This is a genomic window from Streptomyces sp. NPDC047042, from assembly GCF_040644035.1.
Lineage (GTDB): Bacteria > Actinomycetota > Actinomycetes > Streptomycetales > Streptomycetaceae > Streptomyces.
On record NZ_JBEYVP010000055.1, the window covers coordinates 13,187 to 30,687 of the forward strand.

At 69.7% G+C, this 17,501-nt stretch carries 19 protein-coding genes; 11 read left to right on the plus strand and 8 right to left on the minus strand.

Annotated elements, in window-relative coordinates:
- The first annotated feature begins 49 nt into the window (after positions 1-49).
- A complete protein-coding gene (locus ABZ855_RS42720; RefSeq protein WP_360817518.1) occupies positions 50-1,066 on the plus strand; it encodes a winged helix-turn-helix domain-containing protein in 1,017 nt (338 codons plus the stop codon).
- A 513-nt stretch (positions 1,067-1,579) separates the two neighbouring features.
- Here ABZ855_RS42720 and ABZ855_RS42725 read toward each other — a convergent pair.
- The gene (locus tag ABZ855_RS42725; protein WP_360817521.1) at positions 1,580-1,846 is read right to left on the minus strand and encodes a hypothetical protein; all 267 of its coding nucleotides are present in this window, start codon (positions 1,844-1,846) and stop codon (positions 1,580-1,582) included.
- Positions 1,843-2,202: a DUF6247 family protein gene (locus tag ABZ855_RS42730; protein WP_360817524.1), complete on the minus strand. Its 360-nt coding sequence runs from the start codon at positions 2,200-2,202 to the stop codon at positions 1,843-1,845. The genes ABZ855_RS42725 and ABZ855_RS42730 overlap by 4 nt, the downstream gene beginning before the upstream one ends.
- Before the next feature lie 103 nt (positions 2,203-2,305).
- Between ABZ855_RS42730 and ABZ855_RS42735 the strand changes: the two genes are divergently transcribed.
- The 4 genes from ABZ855_RS42735 to ABZ855_RS42750 all read left to right on the plus strand — a co-directional run bounded on the left by ABZ855_RS42735 (position 2,306) and on the right by ABZ855_RS42750 (position 9,176).
- A complete protein-coding gene (locus ABZ855_RS42735; RefSeq protein ID WP_360817527.1) occupies positions 2,306-3,076 on the plus strand; it encodes a nucleotidyltransferase domain-containing protein in 771 nt (256 codons plus the stop codon).
- 134 nt (positions 3,077-3,210) lie between these two features.
- The gene (locus tag ABZ855_RS42740) at positions 3,211-5,943 is read left to right on the plus strand and encodes a LuxR C-terminal-related transcriptional regulator (protein ID WP_360817530.1); all 2,733 of its coding nucleotides are present in this window, start codon (positions 3,211-3,213) and stop codon (positions 5,941-5,943) included.
- Between the two features lie 245 nt (positions 5,944-6,188).
- On the plus strand, positions 6,189-7,226 hold the full coding sequence (locus ABZ855_RS42745; RefSeq protein WP_360817533.1) for a ribosome-inactivating family protein: 1,038 nt from the start codon (positions 6,189-6,191) through the stop codon (positions 7,224-7,226).
- A 201-nt stretch (positions 7,227-7,427) separates the two neighbouring features.
- Positions 7,428-9,176, plus strand: coding sequence for a LamG domain-containing protein (locus tag ABZ855_RS42750; protein WP_360817536.1), 1,749 nt, complete (start codon positions 7,428-7,430; stop codon positions 9,174-9,176).
- A gap of 65 nt (positions 9,177-9,241) precedes the next feature.
- On the opposite strand, the gene ABZ855_RS42755 is transcribed toward ABZ855_RS42750, so the two are convergent.
- On the minus strand, positions 9,242-9,466 hold the full coding sequence (locus ABZ855_RS42755; protein ID WP_360817539.1) for a hypothetical protein: 225 nt from the start codon (positions 9,464-9,466) through the stop codon (positions 9,242-9,244).
- 232 nt (positions 9,467-9,698) lie between these two features.
- Here ABZ855_RS42755 and ABZ855_RS42760 point away from each other — a divergent pair, with 232 nt between their 5' ends.
- Positions 9,699-10,148: a hypothetical protein gene (locus tag ABZ855_RS42760; RefSeq protein WP_360817542.1), complete on the plus strand. Its 450-nt coding sequence runs from the start codon at positions 9,699-9,701 to the stop codon at positions 10,146-10,148.
- Here ABZ855_RS42760 and ABZ855_RS42765 read toward each other — a convergent pair.
- A complete protein-coding gene (locus ABZ855_RS42765; protein ID WP_360817544.1) occupies positions 10,139-10,330 on the minus strand; it encodes a DUF397 domain-containing protein in 192 nt (63 codons plus the stop codon). The two genes, ABZ855_RS42760 and ABZ855_RS42765, sit on opposite strands and share 10 nt — an antisense overlap.
- Positions 10,327-11,163: a Scr1 family TA system antitoxin-like transcriptional regulator gene (locus ABZ855_RS42770; protein WP_360817547.1), complete on the minus strand. Its 837-nt coding sequence runs from the start codon at positions 11,161-11,163 to the stop codon at positions 10,327-10,329. Before ABZ855_RS42770 ends, ABZ855_RS42765 begins: the two co-directional genes overlap by 4 nt.
- 124 nt (positions 11,164-11,287) lie before the next feature.
- Here ABZ855_RS42770 and ABZ855_RS42775 point away from each other — a divergent pair, with 124 nt between their 5' ends.
- The 5 genes from ABZ855_RS42775 (at position 11,288) to ABZ855_RS42795 (ending at position 13,431) form a co-directional block, all read left to right on the plus strand.
- Entirely contained in the window at positions 11,288-11,719 is a 432-nt protein-coding gene (locus ABZ855_RS42775; RefSeq protein ID WP_360817550.1) for a hypothetical protein, read from the plus strand.
- A gap of 137 nt (positions 11,720-11,856) precedes the next feature.
- Positions 11,857-12,210: a hypothetical protein gene (locus ABZ855_RS42780; protein WP_360817552.1), complete on the plus strand. Its 354-nt coding sequence runs from the start codon at positions 11,857-11,859 to the stop codon at positions 12,208-12,210.
- Between the two features lie 118 nt (positions 12,211-12,328).
- Positions 12,329-12,592, plus strand: a complete 264-nt coding sequence (locus ABZ855_RS42785; RefSeq protein WP_360817554.1) for a hypothetical protein — start codon at positions 12,329-12,331, stop codon at positions 12,590-12,592.
- A complete protein-coding gene (locus tag ABZ855_RS42790; protein WP_360817557.1) occupies positions 12,589-13,014 on the plus strand; it encodes a hypothetical protein in 426 nt (141 codons plus the stop codon). Before ABZ855_RS42785 ends, ABZ855_RS42790 begins: the two co-directional genes overlap by 4 nt.
- A 126-nt stretch (positions 13,015-13,140) precedes the next feature.
- Complete coding sequence (locus ABZ855_RS42795) at positions 13,141-13,431, plus strand: hypothetical protein (protein WP_319205639.1); 291 nt, start codon at positions 13,141-13,143, stop codon at positions 13,429-13,431.
- Between the two features lie 21 nt (positions 13,432-13,452).
- Here the strand turns inward: ABZ855_RS42795 and ABZ855_RS42800 are convergent, their stop codons facing one another.
- From ABZ855_RS42800 to ABZ855_RS42810, 3 genes are all read right to left on the minus strand, one after another.
- A complete protein-coding gene (locus ABZ855_RS42800) occupies positions 13,453-14,103 on the minus strand; it encodes a hypothetical protein (protein ID WP_360817560.1) in 651 nt (216 codons plus the stop codon).
- A gap of 149 nt (positions 14,104-14,252) precedes the next feature.
- The gene (locus tag ABZ855_RS42805) at positions 14,253-16,688 is read right to left on the minus strand and encodes a dolichyl-phosphate beta-glucosyltransferase (RefSeq protein WP_360817563.1); all 2,436 of its coding nucleotides are present in this window, start codon (positions 16,686-16,688) and stop codon (positions 14,253-14,255) included.
- Entirely contained in the window at positions 16,685-17,482 is a 798-nt protein-coding gene (locus ABZ855_RS42810) for a GntR family transcriptional regulator (RefSeq protein ID WP_360817566.1), read from the minus strand. The genes ABZ855_RS42805 and ABZ855_RS42810 overlap by 4 nt, the downstream gene beginning before the upstream one ends.
- Positions 17,483-17,501: the final 19 nt, after the last annotated feature.

The window sequence follows — 17,501 nt, forward strand, 5'->3', positions numbered from 1 at the left end:
CCAGCGGACAGCAATGACGCATGGGACGCATGGGACGCATGGGGGGACCGTGCTGAGGATCCATTTCACGGCGGAGGATCTCTCCCGGACCAGACTCGCCGAACGCCCCGACCCGTTGTGGGAGATCACCGCCAGCCTGCACCGGCTGCAGTCCAAGGAAGGGCGCTGGGCCCATGCGGCCTGGTACCGCGACGCCTGCGACGCCATCGCGACCCAGAAGCTGGGCGCCGTCGTACGTACCCTGCTGTTTCCGCTGTTTCCGCGCGCGTCCTACTTCCCCGACTTCCTCACGCCGGGCGAGGCGGGCCAGGGGCTGCGAAGCGGGCTCGGCGCCATCCTCGACACACCGCCCGCCCGGGTCCGCCACGAGATCGGTCTGCTGGCCCAGGTGCGGAAGGTGCCGAGCGAGATGTACCGCCTGGCCGACCGCGACACCCGCGAGGACCTGGTCACGGCGCTGCGCAGGTATCACGAGGCTGTCATCGCTCCGTACGACGACCACATGCAGGCCCGTATCGACGCCGAGGGCGCGCGCCAGGGCCGCGCTCTGCTGCACGGCGGAGCGGAGGTGCTGCTCGGAGGCCTGGGACCGGCCATGCGCTGGAAGGCGCCCGTCCTCGAGGTCGACTATGTGGGCGGTATCGATCGTGACCTGCGTCTGGACGGTCGCGGTCTGCTCCTGATCCCCTCGTACTTCTGCTGGCAGAAGCCGGTCTCCTTCGCCGACCCCGACCTGCCGCCGGTCCTGCTCTACCCGCTGGCCCCGGCCGACCGCGCGTCCCGTCCCGGCCCGTGCGAGGCTCCGCTGTCGGCACTGCTCGGACGTACCCGCGCCGCGGTACTGCTCGCCGTGACGTACGGAGCCACCAACTCGGAGATCGCCCGAGCGGTGTCGGTGTCCACCGCCAACGCCAGCCACCACACCACGGTGCTGCGCGACGCGGGACTCATCGCGAGCCACCGCCATGCGAACACCGTCCTTCACACCCTCACCCCACTCGGCGCCTCACTCCTGCGCCTGCCCGACCAGGACCGCAGGGTCACGTCGCAGGAGAGCCAGGGGTGAGCGGCGCGGGTGAGGGGGGACTGGCCGGGAAGGTCCCGTCGTACTGCCATTCCCCGGTGCTGCCCGCAGTTGGCCCTCGGCCGGCCGTACTCACGGCGCGGGGCCTCGGGAGCTGTACAGCTGTACGCGGCAGCTGAACCAGTTCATCAACCATGGGGAGCTGTGGTGGGACGCCGAGTTCTCCTGCGACAGCTGTGGCACCTGCCTGTGCGAGCAAGCGGGGCGGGGCCCAACTCCTCACGACGTGCGGGAGGCCCTGCTCGCGGCACACGGTCCCGCCAGACTGCGGTTGGCCGGGCCGGTGCCCAGTCTTGTCCCGGCGCTGAAGGTCTTCCGCGAGGCGGAGGCCGTGTCGTTGTCACAGGCCCGAGAGCTGGCCGAGCGCCTGAGCCGCGACGGGGTTATGGGCACGCTTTCCGAGATGGAACTTCTGAGGATCCGACTGCGACTTCGCGGTGTTCCTGTGGTCATCGACAGGAGTGGGGGTCGGTCTTGACGCAGTCGCCGGTGCTGTCAGTCCGAAAGGTGTGGGTCGGGTGTGATCTGCCAGATGCTGACGAGTTCCGAGCGCGGGGTGACCATGTAAACGAAGAAGCCGCCGTCCACGAACGCGTGCTTCGCCCCCTCGTCCAGGTCCTGGTAGGCGGGTCCGTGCAGGTACAGCGCCTCGGCGGCGCGGACCAGTTCCTCGACCTTCTTCTCTACCTCGCCGAGGAATGCGGACGGCGCACCGGCCGCCACCGTCTTCTCGTCCGGCACATACTCCCAGGCCCAGCTCATGCCCCGCGTACCGCCTCGGCCGCGTCGCGGTAAATTCCGCTCGCGATGATCAGGTGGCTGCGAGCCTCGTCCGGTGTGGTCGCGATGTGGGCGAGGTACTCCGCCTGATGGTAGGCCTTGGCGGTCTCGGGGTGGCGCTCGATCTCGATCAGCGAAGCCCAGTGGGCCAGATAGGCATGGAGGGGCCTGATCGAGTCCTGTTCCAGGGCGGTGGCCAGCGCTTGTTCCTTGGCGTGGTCGTAGGCGGCCAGGAGGTGTGGAGCGATGACGGCGCAGGCCGCTCGGAGGGCCGCAGGGTTGAGGTCCGGGCGGGGGATGACGGGAGCGTCACCCGTTTCGACGTGCTGTGAGCGCATGCGGCCGTCCCCTTCGTGTTGCCGAGGCCATGGACATCTGGACTGTATCGCGGGCATGGGAAATCCAGTCGCTGTTGACCAGGGCTCCTGAAAGCATTCCGGCATGAACACCGACCCCGTCGACCCCGTCGACCAGGCCCGGCGTCTCGCCGACGACCGTTTCCCCGATGCGCTCGCCGTGATCCTTGCCGGGGCGACGGCTGCCGGGCGGGGTACCGCCAGTAGCGACCTGGACTTGTTGGTTCTCGTCGACGACGGTGGGGAGACCCACCGGGAGACGATGCGGTTCGAGGGGCGGGTCGTCGAGCTCTTCGTCCACACCCGTGCCGGTCTCGTGGAGCTCTTCGCGGCGGACGTCGCCTCGCGGCGTGCGGTCCTGCAGAGCATGTACGCCGCCGGAATCGTCCTGGTCGACAGGGACGGTGAGGCCGGGCGGGCGCGTGCCCTGGCGGAGGCGGACCTCCGGGAGGGGCCGCCGGCGCTGGGCCCTGACGCGGTCGAGACGAAGAGGTACGGGCTGACGGACGCGCTCGACGACCTCGCTGACGCGAGCGACCGCATCGAGCGTCTGGCGGTGGCCGGCGTCGTTCTCGACGCGGCGGCGGAACTGCTCTGCGACCACCACCACGCCTGGATCGGCGGCGGGAAGTGGTTGCCGCGCCGCCTCCTGGCGGCGGACGCGGAGCGCGGCGCCGCCCTGCTGCAAGGCCACCTGACCCTGTGCGAGTCGGGAGACCCCCTGCCCATGATCGACGCGGTGTCGGAGATCCTGGTCCTGGTGGGCGGCCCTCTTCGGGAGGGGTACCGCCGGACCTGGCGTGGCGTCATCGAATCGACTGCGACCGCGGCTGCGGCCGGACCACCCGCACCCTGAGCGGCTCTCCGGAGGGGATTGCGTGGCCTCGTACCGGCTGCCGTCGGCCCTGTACCGGCTGACAGACAGGCTCTGCAGACCGGCTCCCGTTTATGTGAAATCTGTCATGATGTGATGTTGATGCCGCTTTTGTAATGTGCGGGCAGATCCGCACGACGTGGCTGGAGGCGACGGATGTGACCGTGATGACGTCACGGGCGGGGAACCTGCCCGCGGCGTTCAACACGTTCGTCGGCAGGCGCCATGACATCACCGAAGTGCACCGCGTCCTCGGCTCGGCGCGGCTGCTGACGCTCACCGGGCTGGGCGGCGTCGGAAAGACACGGCTGGCATTGGAAGTAGCGGCCAGGGCCGGGAACGCCTTTCCTGACGGGGCCTGGCTGGTGGACCTCGCACCCGTGCGGGAGCCCTCGGCGGTGGCGAGTGCGGCAGCCGCCACCCTGGGGATCGTGGAGCAGGGCACCCGGCCCACCCTCAGCCGGCTTGCCGAGCACCTGGCCGGGCGCCGAGCACTGATCGTCCTGGACAACTGCGAACACGTCGTCGACGCTTCCGCCGAGCTCGCCGCCGCGCTGCTGGCGGCCGGCCCCGGGGTGTGCGTCCTGGCGACGAGCCGGCAGACGCTCGGCATCGCCGGCGAGCACGTGTTCACCGTGCCGCCCCTGAAGGTGCCCGACGACGCGGTCGAACTCCTGCGGGACCGGGCCACCGCCGTACGGCCCGACTTCCGTGTCACCGACGCGAACTGGGACGCGGTCACCCGGCTGTGCGCGGACCTGGACGGCCTGCCACTGGCGATCGAGCTGACGGCGTTCCGGCTGCGCACGCTCAGCGTGGAACAGGTGGTGAACCGGCTGGCGGACCGTTTCAAGCTGCTCACCGGCGGCAGCCGGACCGTACGACCCCGACAGCGCACGCTGCGCGCGTTGATCGACTGGAGTTACGAGCTGTGCTCCCCGGCCGAGCGGCTGCTGTGGAACCGGCTTTCGGTCTTCGCCGGCGGCTTCGGCCTGGACGCGGCCGAGGAAGTCTGCGCCGACAAGGGCGACAGGGGCGACGAGGGCTATGCGGGCGTCCCCGCGCACGAGGTGCTGGACCTCCTCGACCGGCTGGTCGCCAAGTCCGTCGTCCTGCCCGCCGGGCACGAGGGCCAGGGGCCGCCGCGCTACCGGCTGCTGGAGACCATCCGTCAGTACGGCCAGGAGAGGCTCGCCGAGTCCGGCGAGGAGGAGCGCCTGCTGCGGCGGCACCGCGACTTCCATCTCGCTCTCGCCGAGCGGATCGCCGACAACTGGTACGGCCCCGGCCAGGAGGAGGCCCTGGCCCGCCTGCGCGTCGAGCACCCCAATCTGCAGGCGGCACTCCGCTACGACGACGACCCGCAGGCCACCCTCTCGCTGACCGCGGCACTGCGCTTCCACTGGTGCGCCGGCGGATTCCTCGGCGAAGGACGGCGACAGCTCGAGCGGGCGCTCGCCGCCGCGCCCGAACCCACCCCCGCCCGTGCCCGGGCGCTGTGCGCCGCGTCCTGGGTGGCACTGCTCCAGGGCGATCATGTGGCGGCCGAACAGTGGCTCAGCGAGGCCGGTGAGCTGGGTGAGCAGCAGGACGATCCGGTGGTGAGCGCGGACGTCATGACCTTCCGCGGCTCATTGGCGGCCTTCCGGGGGCGGCCGGAGGAGGCTGTGAGCCTCTTTGAGGACGCGGTCGCCGCCCGTCCGGCGGCCGAGGGGGGAGCCTCGGCGGTCTTCCCGCTGTTCCAGCTGGCCGCCGCACGGATCAGCCTCCGGGACCCGCGCGCGGTGGAGGCCGGCCGCCAGGCGGTCGCCCTGGCGGAGGCGCGCGGTGAGCGGTGGGGTCGTGCGCACGCGCTGTGGACGCTGGCCTATGACGCCCAGGAGCGCGGCGACCTGGAGGAGAGCCTGGCGCTGATCCGGGCCGGGCTGGAGATCGAGCGGGGCTTCAACGAACCGCTCAGCGCCGCGCTGATGCTGGAGACGCTCGCCTGGGTCACCGCTTTGCACGGTGAGTACGAGCGGGCGGGACTGATGCTGGGTGCCGCGCGCAGATTGTGGCGGGACACCGGCACCAGCATCTCCGCCTTCGACCCGGTGATGGCCGAGCACCACGCACGGTGCGAACAGTCGATCGTACGAGCTCTGGGCCCGGAGGCATACGAGCGGGCCCTCGTCATCGGAGGCGCCCACGACAGCCCGGCCCGCGCCATTGACCATGCCTTGGGCACGAGCACCCCGACCCCGGCTCCAGCCCCGGCCCCGGCCCCGGCCCCGGCTCCAGCCCCGGCCCCGGCCCCGGCTCCAGCCCCGGCCCCGGCCCCGGCTCCTGCCTCGGCCCCGGCCCCGGCCCCGGCTCCTGCCTCGGCCCCGGCCCCGGCTCCTGCCTCGGCCCCGGCCCCGGCTCCTGCCTCGGCCCCGGCCCCGGCTCCTGCCTCGGCCCCGGCCCCGGCCCCGGCTCCTGGCTCGGCCCCGGCCCCGGCCCCGGCCTCGGCTCCGGCCTCGGCTCCGGCCCCGGCTCCGGCCTCGGCCCCGGCTCCGGCCTCGGCCCCGGCTCCGGCCCCGGCTCCAGCCTCGGCCCCGGCTCCTGCTCCAGCCCCGGCCTCAGCTTCGGCTCAGGCTCCGGCCTCAGCCTCGGCTCAGGCTCCGGCCCCGAGCGTCCTCAGCGGCCGGGAGCGGGAGGTGGCCGCGCTGGTGGCCCAGGGCATGAGCAACCGGCGGATCGCCGCCGAGCTCTCGCTCTCGACGCGCACGGTCGACTTCCACGTGGGGAACATCCGGGCGAAGCTCGGCTTCGGCAGCCGGGCGCAGGTGGCTGTCTGGTGGGCCAGGCAGGAGCCCCCCACCTCGTAGAAGTACCGGGTCGGCGGAAAAACCGGTATTCGCACGAGTAGTGGGACAGATACCCCGGGCCCGACTCTTGTGCCACGTCACGGCGGGCCGAACTCCCGGCGCACGGCGGCCTCGAAGGCCTGCCGGGCACCGCGCCGTGAGGGGGGTCGTGATGCGCCGGTACGCGCCTGCCGCAGCCGTCCGTAGACGCCCCGAAGCGGTCAGCCGCAATCCTGCACATCACGCACCTGGGGAGCGCAGAGCCCATGAACAGACGTGTCATCGACGAGGCCCCCGCCTCGCACCGTGAACCATCGGCCGCGCCGCCGCGCCGGTCCCTGAGCCTGGTCAGCGGCGGCCCCCTCGCCAGGCCCCGCACCATCACCCTGCTGGCCGCCCTTGTGCTGGGGCTGATCGCCACGCTGGTCGGCCCCATGGGGAAGGTGCCGACCGCACGTGCCAGCGACGGCAACCCCGTGTTCCGGATCGGGATCGACGACGGCATCGACTACGTCGGCTTCATCAACGAACTCCGCAGACGCCTCAATGACGGCCTCACCTCCAGGGTGCCCGGTGCCGGGGATTCCTACATGGTGCAGCACACCAACACCACCCTGGCGCCCGGAACGAACTTCCCCGCAGGCCGCAACCGCCACGATGCGTACCTGCAAGTGGACATCCAGATGTGGGGCAACCCGAACTTCGTGCGGCTGCAGTTGCAGCGGTCGAACCTGTACATCATCGGCTGGTGGGACCGCAACAACGTCTACCACTACACAGGCAGCCAAACCGTCCCGCAGGAGGAGCGCGAGCGCATGGACCACGGCGCGATGCGCAACGCCTCGTCCATCCGTAGAGCCCCCTTCGGAGAGAACTACGTCAGTATCGAGGGCGAGGCCCACGAGGACCGCGAGTGGATGCCGGTGAATCGCGACACGATCAGCGCTGCTGCCTGGTATCTCTTCGACGCCAACAACGACCAGAACATGGCGCGGGGATTCCTGAGGATGGCCCAGTTCGTCGCGGAAGCCGCCCGGCTTCGCCCCATGCGGGACGGCATCGCCTTGGTCATGGGCAATGCCGCGACCTACCACATACCTGCGGGATTTGTCTGGCTGCAAAACAACTGGGGCCGTCTGAGCGACCGCTTCAACTGGCTCCTCGGCATGCCCCAGGGCTACCGCGACACCCAGCCCATCAGAGCTTACAGACGAGATGCGTGGGGCGATGCCGTGCAGATCGTCCTCTACACGGCGATCCAGTACGCGCAGTACGTCCTCGGAATAGCGAATGGGCGTAGATGACTCCTGCGATCGCGGCTCGCGCGGAAGTCCCGCGCAAGAGCCGAGGCCTGCGAACCCGCGGCTGACACTTCGCCGCGCCCCGACGCCGACGGGTGTCGAACCGTACTTCTGTGCCTGCCCTCTTCGGGCCCGTCCGGGCGGGAACGCCCAGTACCGGGCCGTCGAGGTCGACAGCTACGTGCAGCTCTGAAAGGAAAGACGATGCGAAGAAGGATTCCGGCAGGCACGGTGCCCGCCGTCGGCACCGCCGACCCCACCCCGAGACGGCGGCGGAGGTCCGCCGGTCTCGTCGCCACCGGCCTGTGCCTGTTCCTGGGCGCCGGCACTGCACTGATGACCGCCGCCCCCGCACAGGCCGATATCACCAACGGTCTGATCCTGGACTACAAGCTGGACGAAACCTCCGGCACGGTCGCCCACGACTCCTCCGGCCAGAACCACGACGGCACGGTGGGCGGCACCGCCGACTGGAAGGGCGATCAGGGGCTGAGCTTCAACGGCTCCAACACCTACGTCAAGATGCCGGACAACATCATGGCCGGTCTGAACTCGATCACCGTCGACTTCGAGACGTGGATCGACCCGACCATGGGCAAGCCGTACTTCCTGTACGGGATGGGCAACAAGAGCGGCACCGGTATCAGTGGCTACGGCTATCTGTTCACGACCGGCAACGAATTCCGCACCGCGATCACGCCGAGCACCTACGCCTCCGAGCAGAACACGCGCCCGTCGGACACGACGTACCAGCTGACACGCGGCATGTGGAAGCACATCACGTACACCCAGACCGGCACCACCGGCATCCTGTACGAGAACGGCGCGGAGAAGGCCCGCAACACCAATGTGACGATCACGCCCGGCTCGATCGGCAATGGGACGACCGTCGCGAACTACATCGGACGGTCGCTGTTCGCCAACGACAAGTACTTCAAGGGCCGGATGCGCGACTTCCGCCTTTACAACCGGGCGCTGTCCCCCTCCGAGGTGCTGACGAACGCCGGTGCCACCGAACTGGAGTGGGCGCAGATAAAGGCCATCACCTCCTACAACGGCGCGCTCACGGCCTTCCAGGACAACACCGGGTACGGACCCGTGATCATTTTCCCCAAGGACTACGCCGGTGACTGGAACAACCCGGAGATGCCGCCCGGGTGGACCGACGAATACGGGAACACCCCCACCTCCTGGCCCGACTTCACGCGCGGGATCAGTCAGCTGTTCACGACCGACGACCTCTACGCCATCGAGGACGCGGTCACCGCTCAGGTGCAGCCGAACGGCGACAGCACCTACCGGCTGGACATCTCCTACGACGGGTCGATCGACCAGGTCGTGGTGAAGACCAACGCCCCCTCCTCGGTCACCGACCCGTTGACCACCCGGTACCCGGGCAAGCTCCGGATCGAGAGTGACAAGGCCCCGGACGGCAGGTGCGCACCGTACGAGACCGCCACGGCCAACGACATCGCCGACCCCGCAGCGCCGAAGAGCGGTGTCAGTGACGGACGGACCTCGCTGCAGTGGCAGCAGGTCCAGGCCCTGGCCGACTACAACTGCGCGCTCACCGCGTTCGACGACCCCGCCGTCGGACCGGTGATCGTCTTCCCCTCCGACTACACCGGCGACATCAACAACCTGGCGAAGCCGCCCCACTGGACCTCCACGGACGCGCAGCTTCCGACCGACTGGCCCACGCCGACCACCGCGAAGAGTGCTCAGTTCACCTTCGCCCAGATCAAGGCCGTCCAGACCGCGGCCGTCGACCGGATCGCGGGCGCCAGCAGTGACACCACCAACTACGGTGTGACCGTCCGCTACGACGGCGTGAACGACAAGGTCGTGGTGCGGACCGACGCTCCCGCGTCCGTCACCGACCCGCTGGTGGCCGCCTACCCCGGCAAGGTGGTGATCAGCACGATGCCGGCGGCCACCTTCAGCGACAGCTAGAAGGCTGCTGAAAGTCTTGTCGCGGGGCTGTCCGGCCGGAGGCCGGGCGGCCCCACAGCCGTCTTCTAGTCGCGCTGCGCCGCGAACAGTTCGAGGTGCGCGCAGTAGGGGCAGCGGAAGGCGTCGATCTGCCAGTGCGGCCGCCCCATTCTCTTCGCGCCGCCCAGCGGGCCTCGCTCAAGGGCGCCCTCGATCCACCGCGCGAACCCGCGAGCGCCCTGCCCGGAGTCCTCGACGAAGCCCTGCTCCAGCCCCACGGCACCGCACTGCGTGCACCGTATGTTGTTCATCGGCCACCTCCGGAAGTCGATCTCCTGGGAGCAGGCTAAGTGCCCGGACAGCGGGGTGGGCAAAGGGGATGCCACGCTGGTCAGCGGGTGGGTAAAGACCGTGGCAAAGGACGCTCACAGCAAGATCGTCCGGAGAAAGGAGAGTTCGTTACGGCCGAGAACGAAAGACAGGACAATGACGCCTACGTCCCCCAAGCGTTCCCGTCGAGCAAGGATCGCGGCCCGTGTCGGCATGGTGCTGACCGCCATCGCGCTCGCGCTCGGCATCACCGCCGGAACGGCCCTGGCCGCCACACCGCAGTACAGCGGCGACTTCAGCTGGCGCGCCACGGCGGTGAAGCGGCTGGCGAACTGCGCCTCCACCCACTGGTACAACGGCACGCAGCAGGCCGCGGCCTCGACGGGCGACGCCTCGACCGGGAGCAAGCTCACCGCCTGCGACGGCGCCGCGTCCGACTCGTACTGGGACGGCATGCACCTCCTCGCCGCCACCGCCCTCACCATCAACGGCAGAAAGGTCGGCTACCGCTCGGACCAGAGCTGCCCGACCAAGCGCGGCTTCCAGTACATCAAGTGCTGGTACGTCGGCGGCAAGACGAAGGGCAACCCCGTCATCACCGTCTCCATCCTGTCGACCGGCATCGGCGGCCAGGACGTGGCCGTGGACTGGTACTACCTGTAAACGATGAACGCGGCCCAGGCCTCACCGGCGACGGTGAGGTTTGGGCCGCCGGGGTTTTTGGAGTCGCGGATGTGTATCGAGGTGGTGGGGGAGTGGGGGCAGGGGGCGATCTCTACGCAGTCCCCGCCACCGCCGTCGCTGTAGCTGGACTTGAACCACCGCAGTGCATGGGCATCGCTCATTGTTCTTCTCCTGCCAACCGTTCGATGAGGCTGAGTGAGTCGTCGGGGCTCAGCGCTTGTGCGCGGATCTTCGCATAACGGTGGGCCAGTTGAGCTACTTCCGGTGGGTTACTTACCAGAATGCCCTGGTCCTCGATCTCCATGAAGACAACGTGGTCGTGGTCCTCGGTGACGACAAGTTTCATGGGGCCGCGCTCACCCGCGTGAGTACCGCGCAGCCCGCGGTTCATCGGGAGCACCTGCAAGCAGATGTTATTCCGTTGGGCGTCGTCGGCCAGCGAGCGCAGTTGCTCGCGCAGAGTGGCCCAACTGCCGAAAGGTCGCCGCAGGACGCTCTCTTCGAGGATCAGCTCGATCATCGGGGCCGGATCTCGTTCGAAGAGCGCTCGGCGGGCGACCCGTGCCTCGACGAGTTCGTCCTCCTTCTGTGCGGAGACGGGCGGATAGCTGCCGTGGATTACGGCCCGGGCATACGCCTCGGTCTGGAACAGCCCGTCGAGAACGAAGCTCGCGTACGAGCAGATGGTGACCGCGCCCCGCTCCAACCCCGCCATGCCCCGAAACCGCGCCGGATACTTCTCCAGCAACATCCACTTCCGCGCCTTCTCGAAGACCCCGAGTCCGCCCCCCAACACCTCCTCCAGCTTGACGAGCATCTTGTCGCTGGCGGGCTGCGCGCACGTTTCCATCGCGCTGATCGCTGACGCCGTGTAGCCGATCAGCTTGCCCAACTCCTCCTGCGTGTACCCCATTTGCTCGCGCAGCGCCTTCGCGAGGGCGGCGACCATGTGTGCCGTGCCGCCCGCTTCCACCTTGTTGCCCGAACTCGCCATCCGGTCACTCCCGAACTCAACCGAACTCAACTGGTCACCACCGACCCGCGTCGATTTCCGACAGCTACGCACCCTCGACGCAGAGTTATGGAAGAAGCTAGACCTGCCCACCCAGACTGTCCCCATGAACACGGAAAGTGACGAGGTAAACCTCGACGACCCCCCACTCGCCCCGGAGATTGCCTGGGTCCCGCCCACCGGCATCCAACTCCGCAAGGCAGGCGTCCAGTTCGACGCCGTGCGCGTGGACGGTGACGAGGGCAGAGCTGCGGCGGACCGGCTGGCGCGGATGACCGGCGGGGCGCCGGGGCCGGTCGTGGAGGAGGCGAACGGGAGCCGTGCCGTCTACTTCCTCGTACCCGTGGGCGCGACCTCCCACCGGGCCTGGCCGCCCGGGGTGACCTGTCTCGCGTCGGGGCCGGGCCGCATCGCCTACATTCCCGTCCCGGCACTCAACGGGCAGACGTGGCCGCTGACTTGGCGTTATCGGCCGACGGTGAGGGATCACTTCGTGCACGCGCTGCTCTTGAAGGCGGCGCTTCACCCCGAAGAGTGAAGAACGCGAACTTCCGCCCGGGGAAAGCCCGTTCAGCTTGCTTTCGCCGCTCTGCGTGCCCCTAGAGTCGCGGCAACGGAAATGCCCCCGCGGTGCGCCAACACCCGGGGGCTCGACATCGAGAGACAGACCTCCCAATGCGCATTCATCGTACGACGCCCCCGCGCGCCTTCGTGGTCCCCTTCGGTGCCCTTCTCCGCCAACGGAGTCTCTCCCGGTGTGCGGTAGGCGTACTGGTGTACCTCCTGAGCGGCGTCCTCGCCACCGTCAAGCGGCGCCAGGAAAACCGCACCCAGACCGCCGCCGCCCTGCGTGAGCTGGAGGAATCCCGGTATCTGCGGCGGGTGACGCGCAAGGTCGAGAGGGCCGGGCAATTCGCCATCGTCAACGAGGTGTTCGGCACCTTGTGCGAGGGCGGGGCCCCCGCGGGTGAATCCGAAGAAGTTCGGAATCTGACCCGAGCGCCGCTGCGGCGGCCTGCGCCCGCGTAGGCGCAACACAGACTCCCGGCCGTACATCCGTGCGGCCGGGTCAACCCACCCGGAAGGAAGCAGGATGACCGCATTGCTTGAGCGGCCCGATACGGTATACCGGCGGTATACTTGCGTCATGGCTGACACCACCGTCAAGGTCGACCCCGCAGTCCGTGACCGTCTCATGGTGCTCGCCCGCGAGCGCGGGATGACCATGCGTGACCTCATCGCCGAGTTGGCGGGAGTCACGCCCACGCAGGAGGAGCTGCGGAAGCGGTACGAGGAGACCAAGGCGTACTGCGAGACGCACTTCGGGGTCACGCTCACCGACGAGGACCACGACAGGGTCGAGAAGGTGTGGCAGGACCTGGAGGCCGGAGTGGAGGTGGAGAGCCTGTGAGCGCCGCCAAGGGGGCCACGGGTCCCGGATCGACCGGTGTCGTCTTCGACGAGTCGGCACTGCTGGCGCTCGGGTCGGGGAACTCGCTCGCCTCGCAGTTCGTCGCGAACACCGAACACGGGTCCGTCCGGCATGTGTACGTGCCCGCCCTCTGCCTCGCCGCCGCCGACGGCATGCGCAAGGGGCTGGCCGAGCACATCGGCGCCCTGCCCGCCGTCGAGATCGTCGAGTTGGACTTCGCGGGCGCGTCCACCGTGGGCGCGTTGCTGCGTGACGGGGTGGAGTGGCGGCTCGGGCACGCGGTCCACCTGTCCCGGCCGACGGTGGACTGGCCGAACGGCCGGCGCGTGCTGACCGTCGACCCGGATCTGTACGCCGACATGCCTCTCGTGCGGACACTCAGGCTGCCGCGTCAGCGGTAACTCCTGCCAGGGAGGGGCCCGCGCCCCCTGGGGACGCGGGCCCGGGCCGCCGAGCGTGGATATCGGGCATATCCTGATTTGACGCGAGTGTGTACTCGCGGGTGTCAACCAAAGAGGGTGAGTGCCATGCGCGTTCTGTTCAAGGCACAGTTCGACACGGACAAGGGCAACGAGGGCATACACAGCGGCGAGATGCCGAAGATGCTGAAGGAGACCCTGGACCACCTCAAGCCGGAGGCGGCGTACTTCGGCCCCGAGGACGGGTGCCGGACCTGCTGGCTGTTCATCGATCTGGAGGACTCCTCCCAGATCCCGGTCATCGCGGAGCCGTTCTTCAGCCAGCTGAACGCCAGGGTCTCGTTCACCCCCGTCATGAACACGGACGACCTGCAGAAGGGTCTCTCCCAGATCCGCTGAACCGCTGAGCCGCTGAACCGCTCAGCTGAAGACGATCATCGACCCCTGTGCCAGACTCCGGGTCGCCGCCGCGTTCAGGCCCAGCCACACATGCCGTTCCCGGGCGAACGGGCTGTCGTCGTAGGGGGCCGGTGCCGCCGGTTCCTCCAGTGACGTGGGGGTCAGCGGCGGGGCGGGTGCCAGCGGCGGGTTCGCCGGGTTGATGCCGATCGAGGGGGCCACGAACTCCAGCTCCCGCAGCAGGGTCTGGGACGAGCCCAACGGGCCGCCCCCCGCCAGGAGTTCATCGCTCGAGAGAGGGTGCGGGAAGTCCACCGGGACGTAGGCGCCCGCGTGGTCGTAGTGCCAGACCAGGTGCGACTGCTGGGCGGTCGCCTCGAACATCTCCAGCAACTGCTCGTAGTCACCGCCCAGTTCGCCCACCGGCGTCACCGGCAGCCCGCACACCTGGAGGAGGTAGGCGCGGCGCAGGAAGTGCAGCGCGTCGTAGTCGAAGCCCGCGATGGGACCCACGTCGCCGGTGAGCCCCGGCATGTACGAGTACACCGGCACCGGTGGCAGTCCTGCCTCGCCGAGCACCTTGTCGTAGAGGGCGAGTTCCTCGGCGAAGGGGTTGTCGGGGGTGTGGCACAGCACGTCGACGAGTGGGACCAGCCACAGGTCACAGGCCAAAGGAGCACTCCTCGCGTCTCGGACGTCAGCGTAGTTAAGGCAGCGTGGTCAGGGCAGCGTAATAGGTCGGGGGCAGGTCGGACCCCTGTGTTGCGGGCCAGACACCGTCAGGAACAGGTCACCGGGTCATCAGGTCACCGGGTCACACGTCATGACCCGTCGTGCAGGTCCCATACCCACACGCCGCCCGTCCACCTACCCGGCTTGCCCGTCAGCTTCTCCAGCGTCTCGCGCAGCACCCCGTCGTTGCCCTGCGGGGCCAGCACCAGCACGCCCGCCTTCCAGTACGCGAAGTCCTTCTTGGCCTGCGCCCGCCAGTTGGGGCCGATCGTCGGGGCGACGCCCGTGTAGCGGACGTCCCGCAGCATGTTGGAGGTGAAGCGCGGCGAGGCACCGTAGATGCCGACGCGCTCGGCCCCGTACGGCCCGTTGAAGTACCCGCCCGGCAGTTTGAAGCCGAGGCCGGCCACCGTCTGCCAGTGCAGCGCCTCCGCGTTGCCGGGATCGGGCAGCGGCACCGGCACGAGCGACTCGCCCTTGCCGACGTACGACTTCCACGCACCGTCCGCGATGAAGGCGGGCACGGGGGTGCGCTCCACCGACTTCAGCGGCGCCGGGATGATCGGCAGTACGGCGAGGAGGACCGCCAGGGTGCCGAAGTACTGCGTGGGCAGACGGCGGGTGGCCGCCAGCCGTTCCACCGCGAGGGCCAGCAGCATGCCGAGCGCGGGGGCGCAGATCATCGCGACCCGGCCCTCGATCACCGACTCGAACAGCGGCTTCTTGGCGAGCAGCGCCCAAGGACCGGGCAGCACGGTGTCGGTCAGCGGGATGCGGAACTCGGGGCCGAGGGAGAGGAAGGCGGCGGCGACCGCCGTGAAGGCGAGCGCCTTCACCAGCGTGCGCTCCCACAGCCGTACGCAGATCGCGAAGGCCAGCAGGACCAGCGGCCAGCCGTAGAAGGCGTTCTGCTCGGTCGGGTTGAGGGAGAGGGCGTTCGCGCGGTCCCGGTCGCCCGCGATGAGGGAGCGCTCGGCGAAGGACAGCAGCGCGAGCGGACTGTTGCCCGCGTTGTCGCCGTGCAGGACGCTCTTGTAGCTCTGCGGCCCGAAGAACTGCCAGCCCAGCGGGAAGGCGACGATCGGGAGGCAGACCGCGCCCCCGATCAGCAGGCCGCGCAGCAGCGGACGCCAGGCGGCCTTCGCGACGTCCCGGTGCAGGACGGCGTAGGCGAGGGCGAACAGGCCCATCCCCATCGCCGCCAGCAGCAGCGGCTCCTCGCCGAGGAAGATCTGGTACGCCGCCATCAGGCCCAGGATCACGCCGTTGCGGGTGACCCGCTCGCCCTCGCACAGGCGCAGGGCGCGGTCGATGATCAGCGGCATCATGAAGAGGATGACGAAGTTCGGGTGCGCGTTGGCGTGACTGATCATCGGGGGCGCGAAGGCGGCCAGGGCCGCGCCGGCGAAGGCCGCTCCCCGCTGCCGTACGACCCTTTTCACGATCAGCCAGTACCAGGCGGCGGCGGTCACCGCGAGGCCCAGGGTCATCACCAGGGCCAGGGAGATCGCCGGACCGGCGAGGAGCGTGACCGGTGCGAAGGGGACGGAGAGGCCGAGCATGACCGTGTTGGCCATGAGGTTCACGCCGTCGGGGAAGCCCTGGAGGTCGGTGAAGAGGGGGTTGCGGAAGTGGCTGATGTTGTCCGCGGTGACCGCGAAGAACCACTCCCACTGGTTCTGGTCCTGGAGGGAGTCGGGGAGGTAGCGGTGGGCCGGGTCGGCCCAGCGGCCCGCGTACAGGGCGACCGCCATGAGGAGGAACAGGGTGAGGGCGAGGAGGTCGGCCGGGCGGAGCGCGCGCGTCTTGAGGGCGGTCAGTTCGGCGAGGACGCGGGCGTAGTCGAGCGGGCGTACCTTCGAGCCGGACTGGTGGGCCCAGCGGACCGGTATCTCGGCGACCGGCCAGTCCGCGCGGCGGAAGTGCTGGAGGACCTCGACGTCTATGCCCCAGCCGTTGAGCCGGGACGCGGCGAACGCCGTACGGGCGCGGTCGCCGTCGAACAGTTTGAAACCGCACTGGGTGTCCCGTATGCCGGGGACCGCGACCCGGCGTATCAGGAGGTTGCCGGCCCGGCCGAGGAGTTCACGCACCCGGTGCTGGTGGTGCTCGATCGTCGACCCGGGCACGGAACGGGACCCGATCGCCGCCGCGTTCCCCTGGGTGAGCGCCTTGTCCAGGACTTCCAGTTCCTCTATGGGCGCGGCCAGATCGGCGTCCGTGACGAGGACCCGGGCACCGCGCGAGGCGGCGACGCCGAGGCGCAGGGCGTTGCCCTTGCCCCGGTTGCGGGGGCTGGTGACGAGCTGGACGCGGGGGTCGGCGAGGCCGGTGACGAGGTCACGGGTGCCGTCGGTGGACCCGTCGTCGACGACCACGACCTCCCAGGTGCCCCAGCGGCCCTCGTTCTCCCGGAGGTGGCCGGTGATGGCTGCGAGGGTGGGGCCGAGCCGCTGCTCCTCGTTGTAGGCGGGGACGACGACGGTCAGATCGAGGGTGCCGGTGGTACGGGTGGACGTGCTCATACGAGGGTGCCCCCGTTCCCTCCGGGAGCCGTGCCCTCGAGGAGGGCGAGGGAGTGGGCGTCGTACTCGTCCACGAGGCGGTGGGCGTCGGCGAGGTCGCGGCGGGTCAGCGCGTCGACGACCTCGGTGTGGCCGGACCACAGCCGGCCGCGCAGGTCGTCGAGCCGCCGTAGGTGCTGCACCGCGCACACCCAGCACTGGACGTGCAGCCGGTGCAGGAAGTCGGTGAGGTACGGGTTGCCGAACAGGGCGCCCAGTTCGCGCCAGAAGCGCAGGTCGTAGCCGATGAGGATGTTCAGCTCACCGGCGGTCGCGGCGCGCCGCGCCTCCTCGCCCCGGCGGCGGACACCGGCGAGGGCGGCGGCGGCCCGGGGGTCGCCGACGCGGACGAAGAATCCGCGTGGCCCGGGGCTGTCACTGGCGAAGCCGGTCACCCGGCCGCCTGTCCCGCTGCCCGCCGGACCGGCCGCGGCCAGCCCCTTCGCCAGGCCGTGGAACATGCCGTCCGTGACCAGGCCGCGGGCTTCGATCATGCCCTGGAAGTCGGCGAGCGAGTACTCGTGCACGCGGAAGCCGCGGTGCTGGTCGGCATCCAGCAGGCCCTGGGCCGACAGATCGACCAGGGCCTCGCGGACGGGCGTCGCGGAGACGCCGTACTGCTCGGCGATCTCCTTGACCGTGAACTCCTGACCCGGCTGGAGACGGCCGGCCAGCACCTCGTCGCGGAGCGCGTCCGCGATCTGCTGCCGCAGGGTGCTGCGGGTCACGGCACCGTTGCCGCTGCTGGCGGGCATGCTCGGGGCCCTCCCCCTT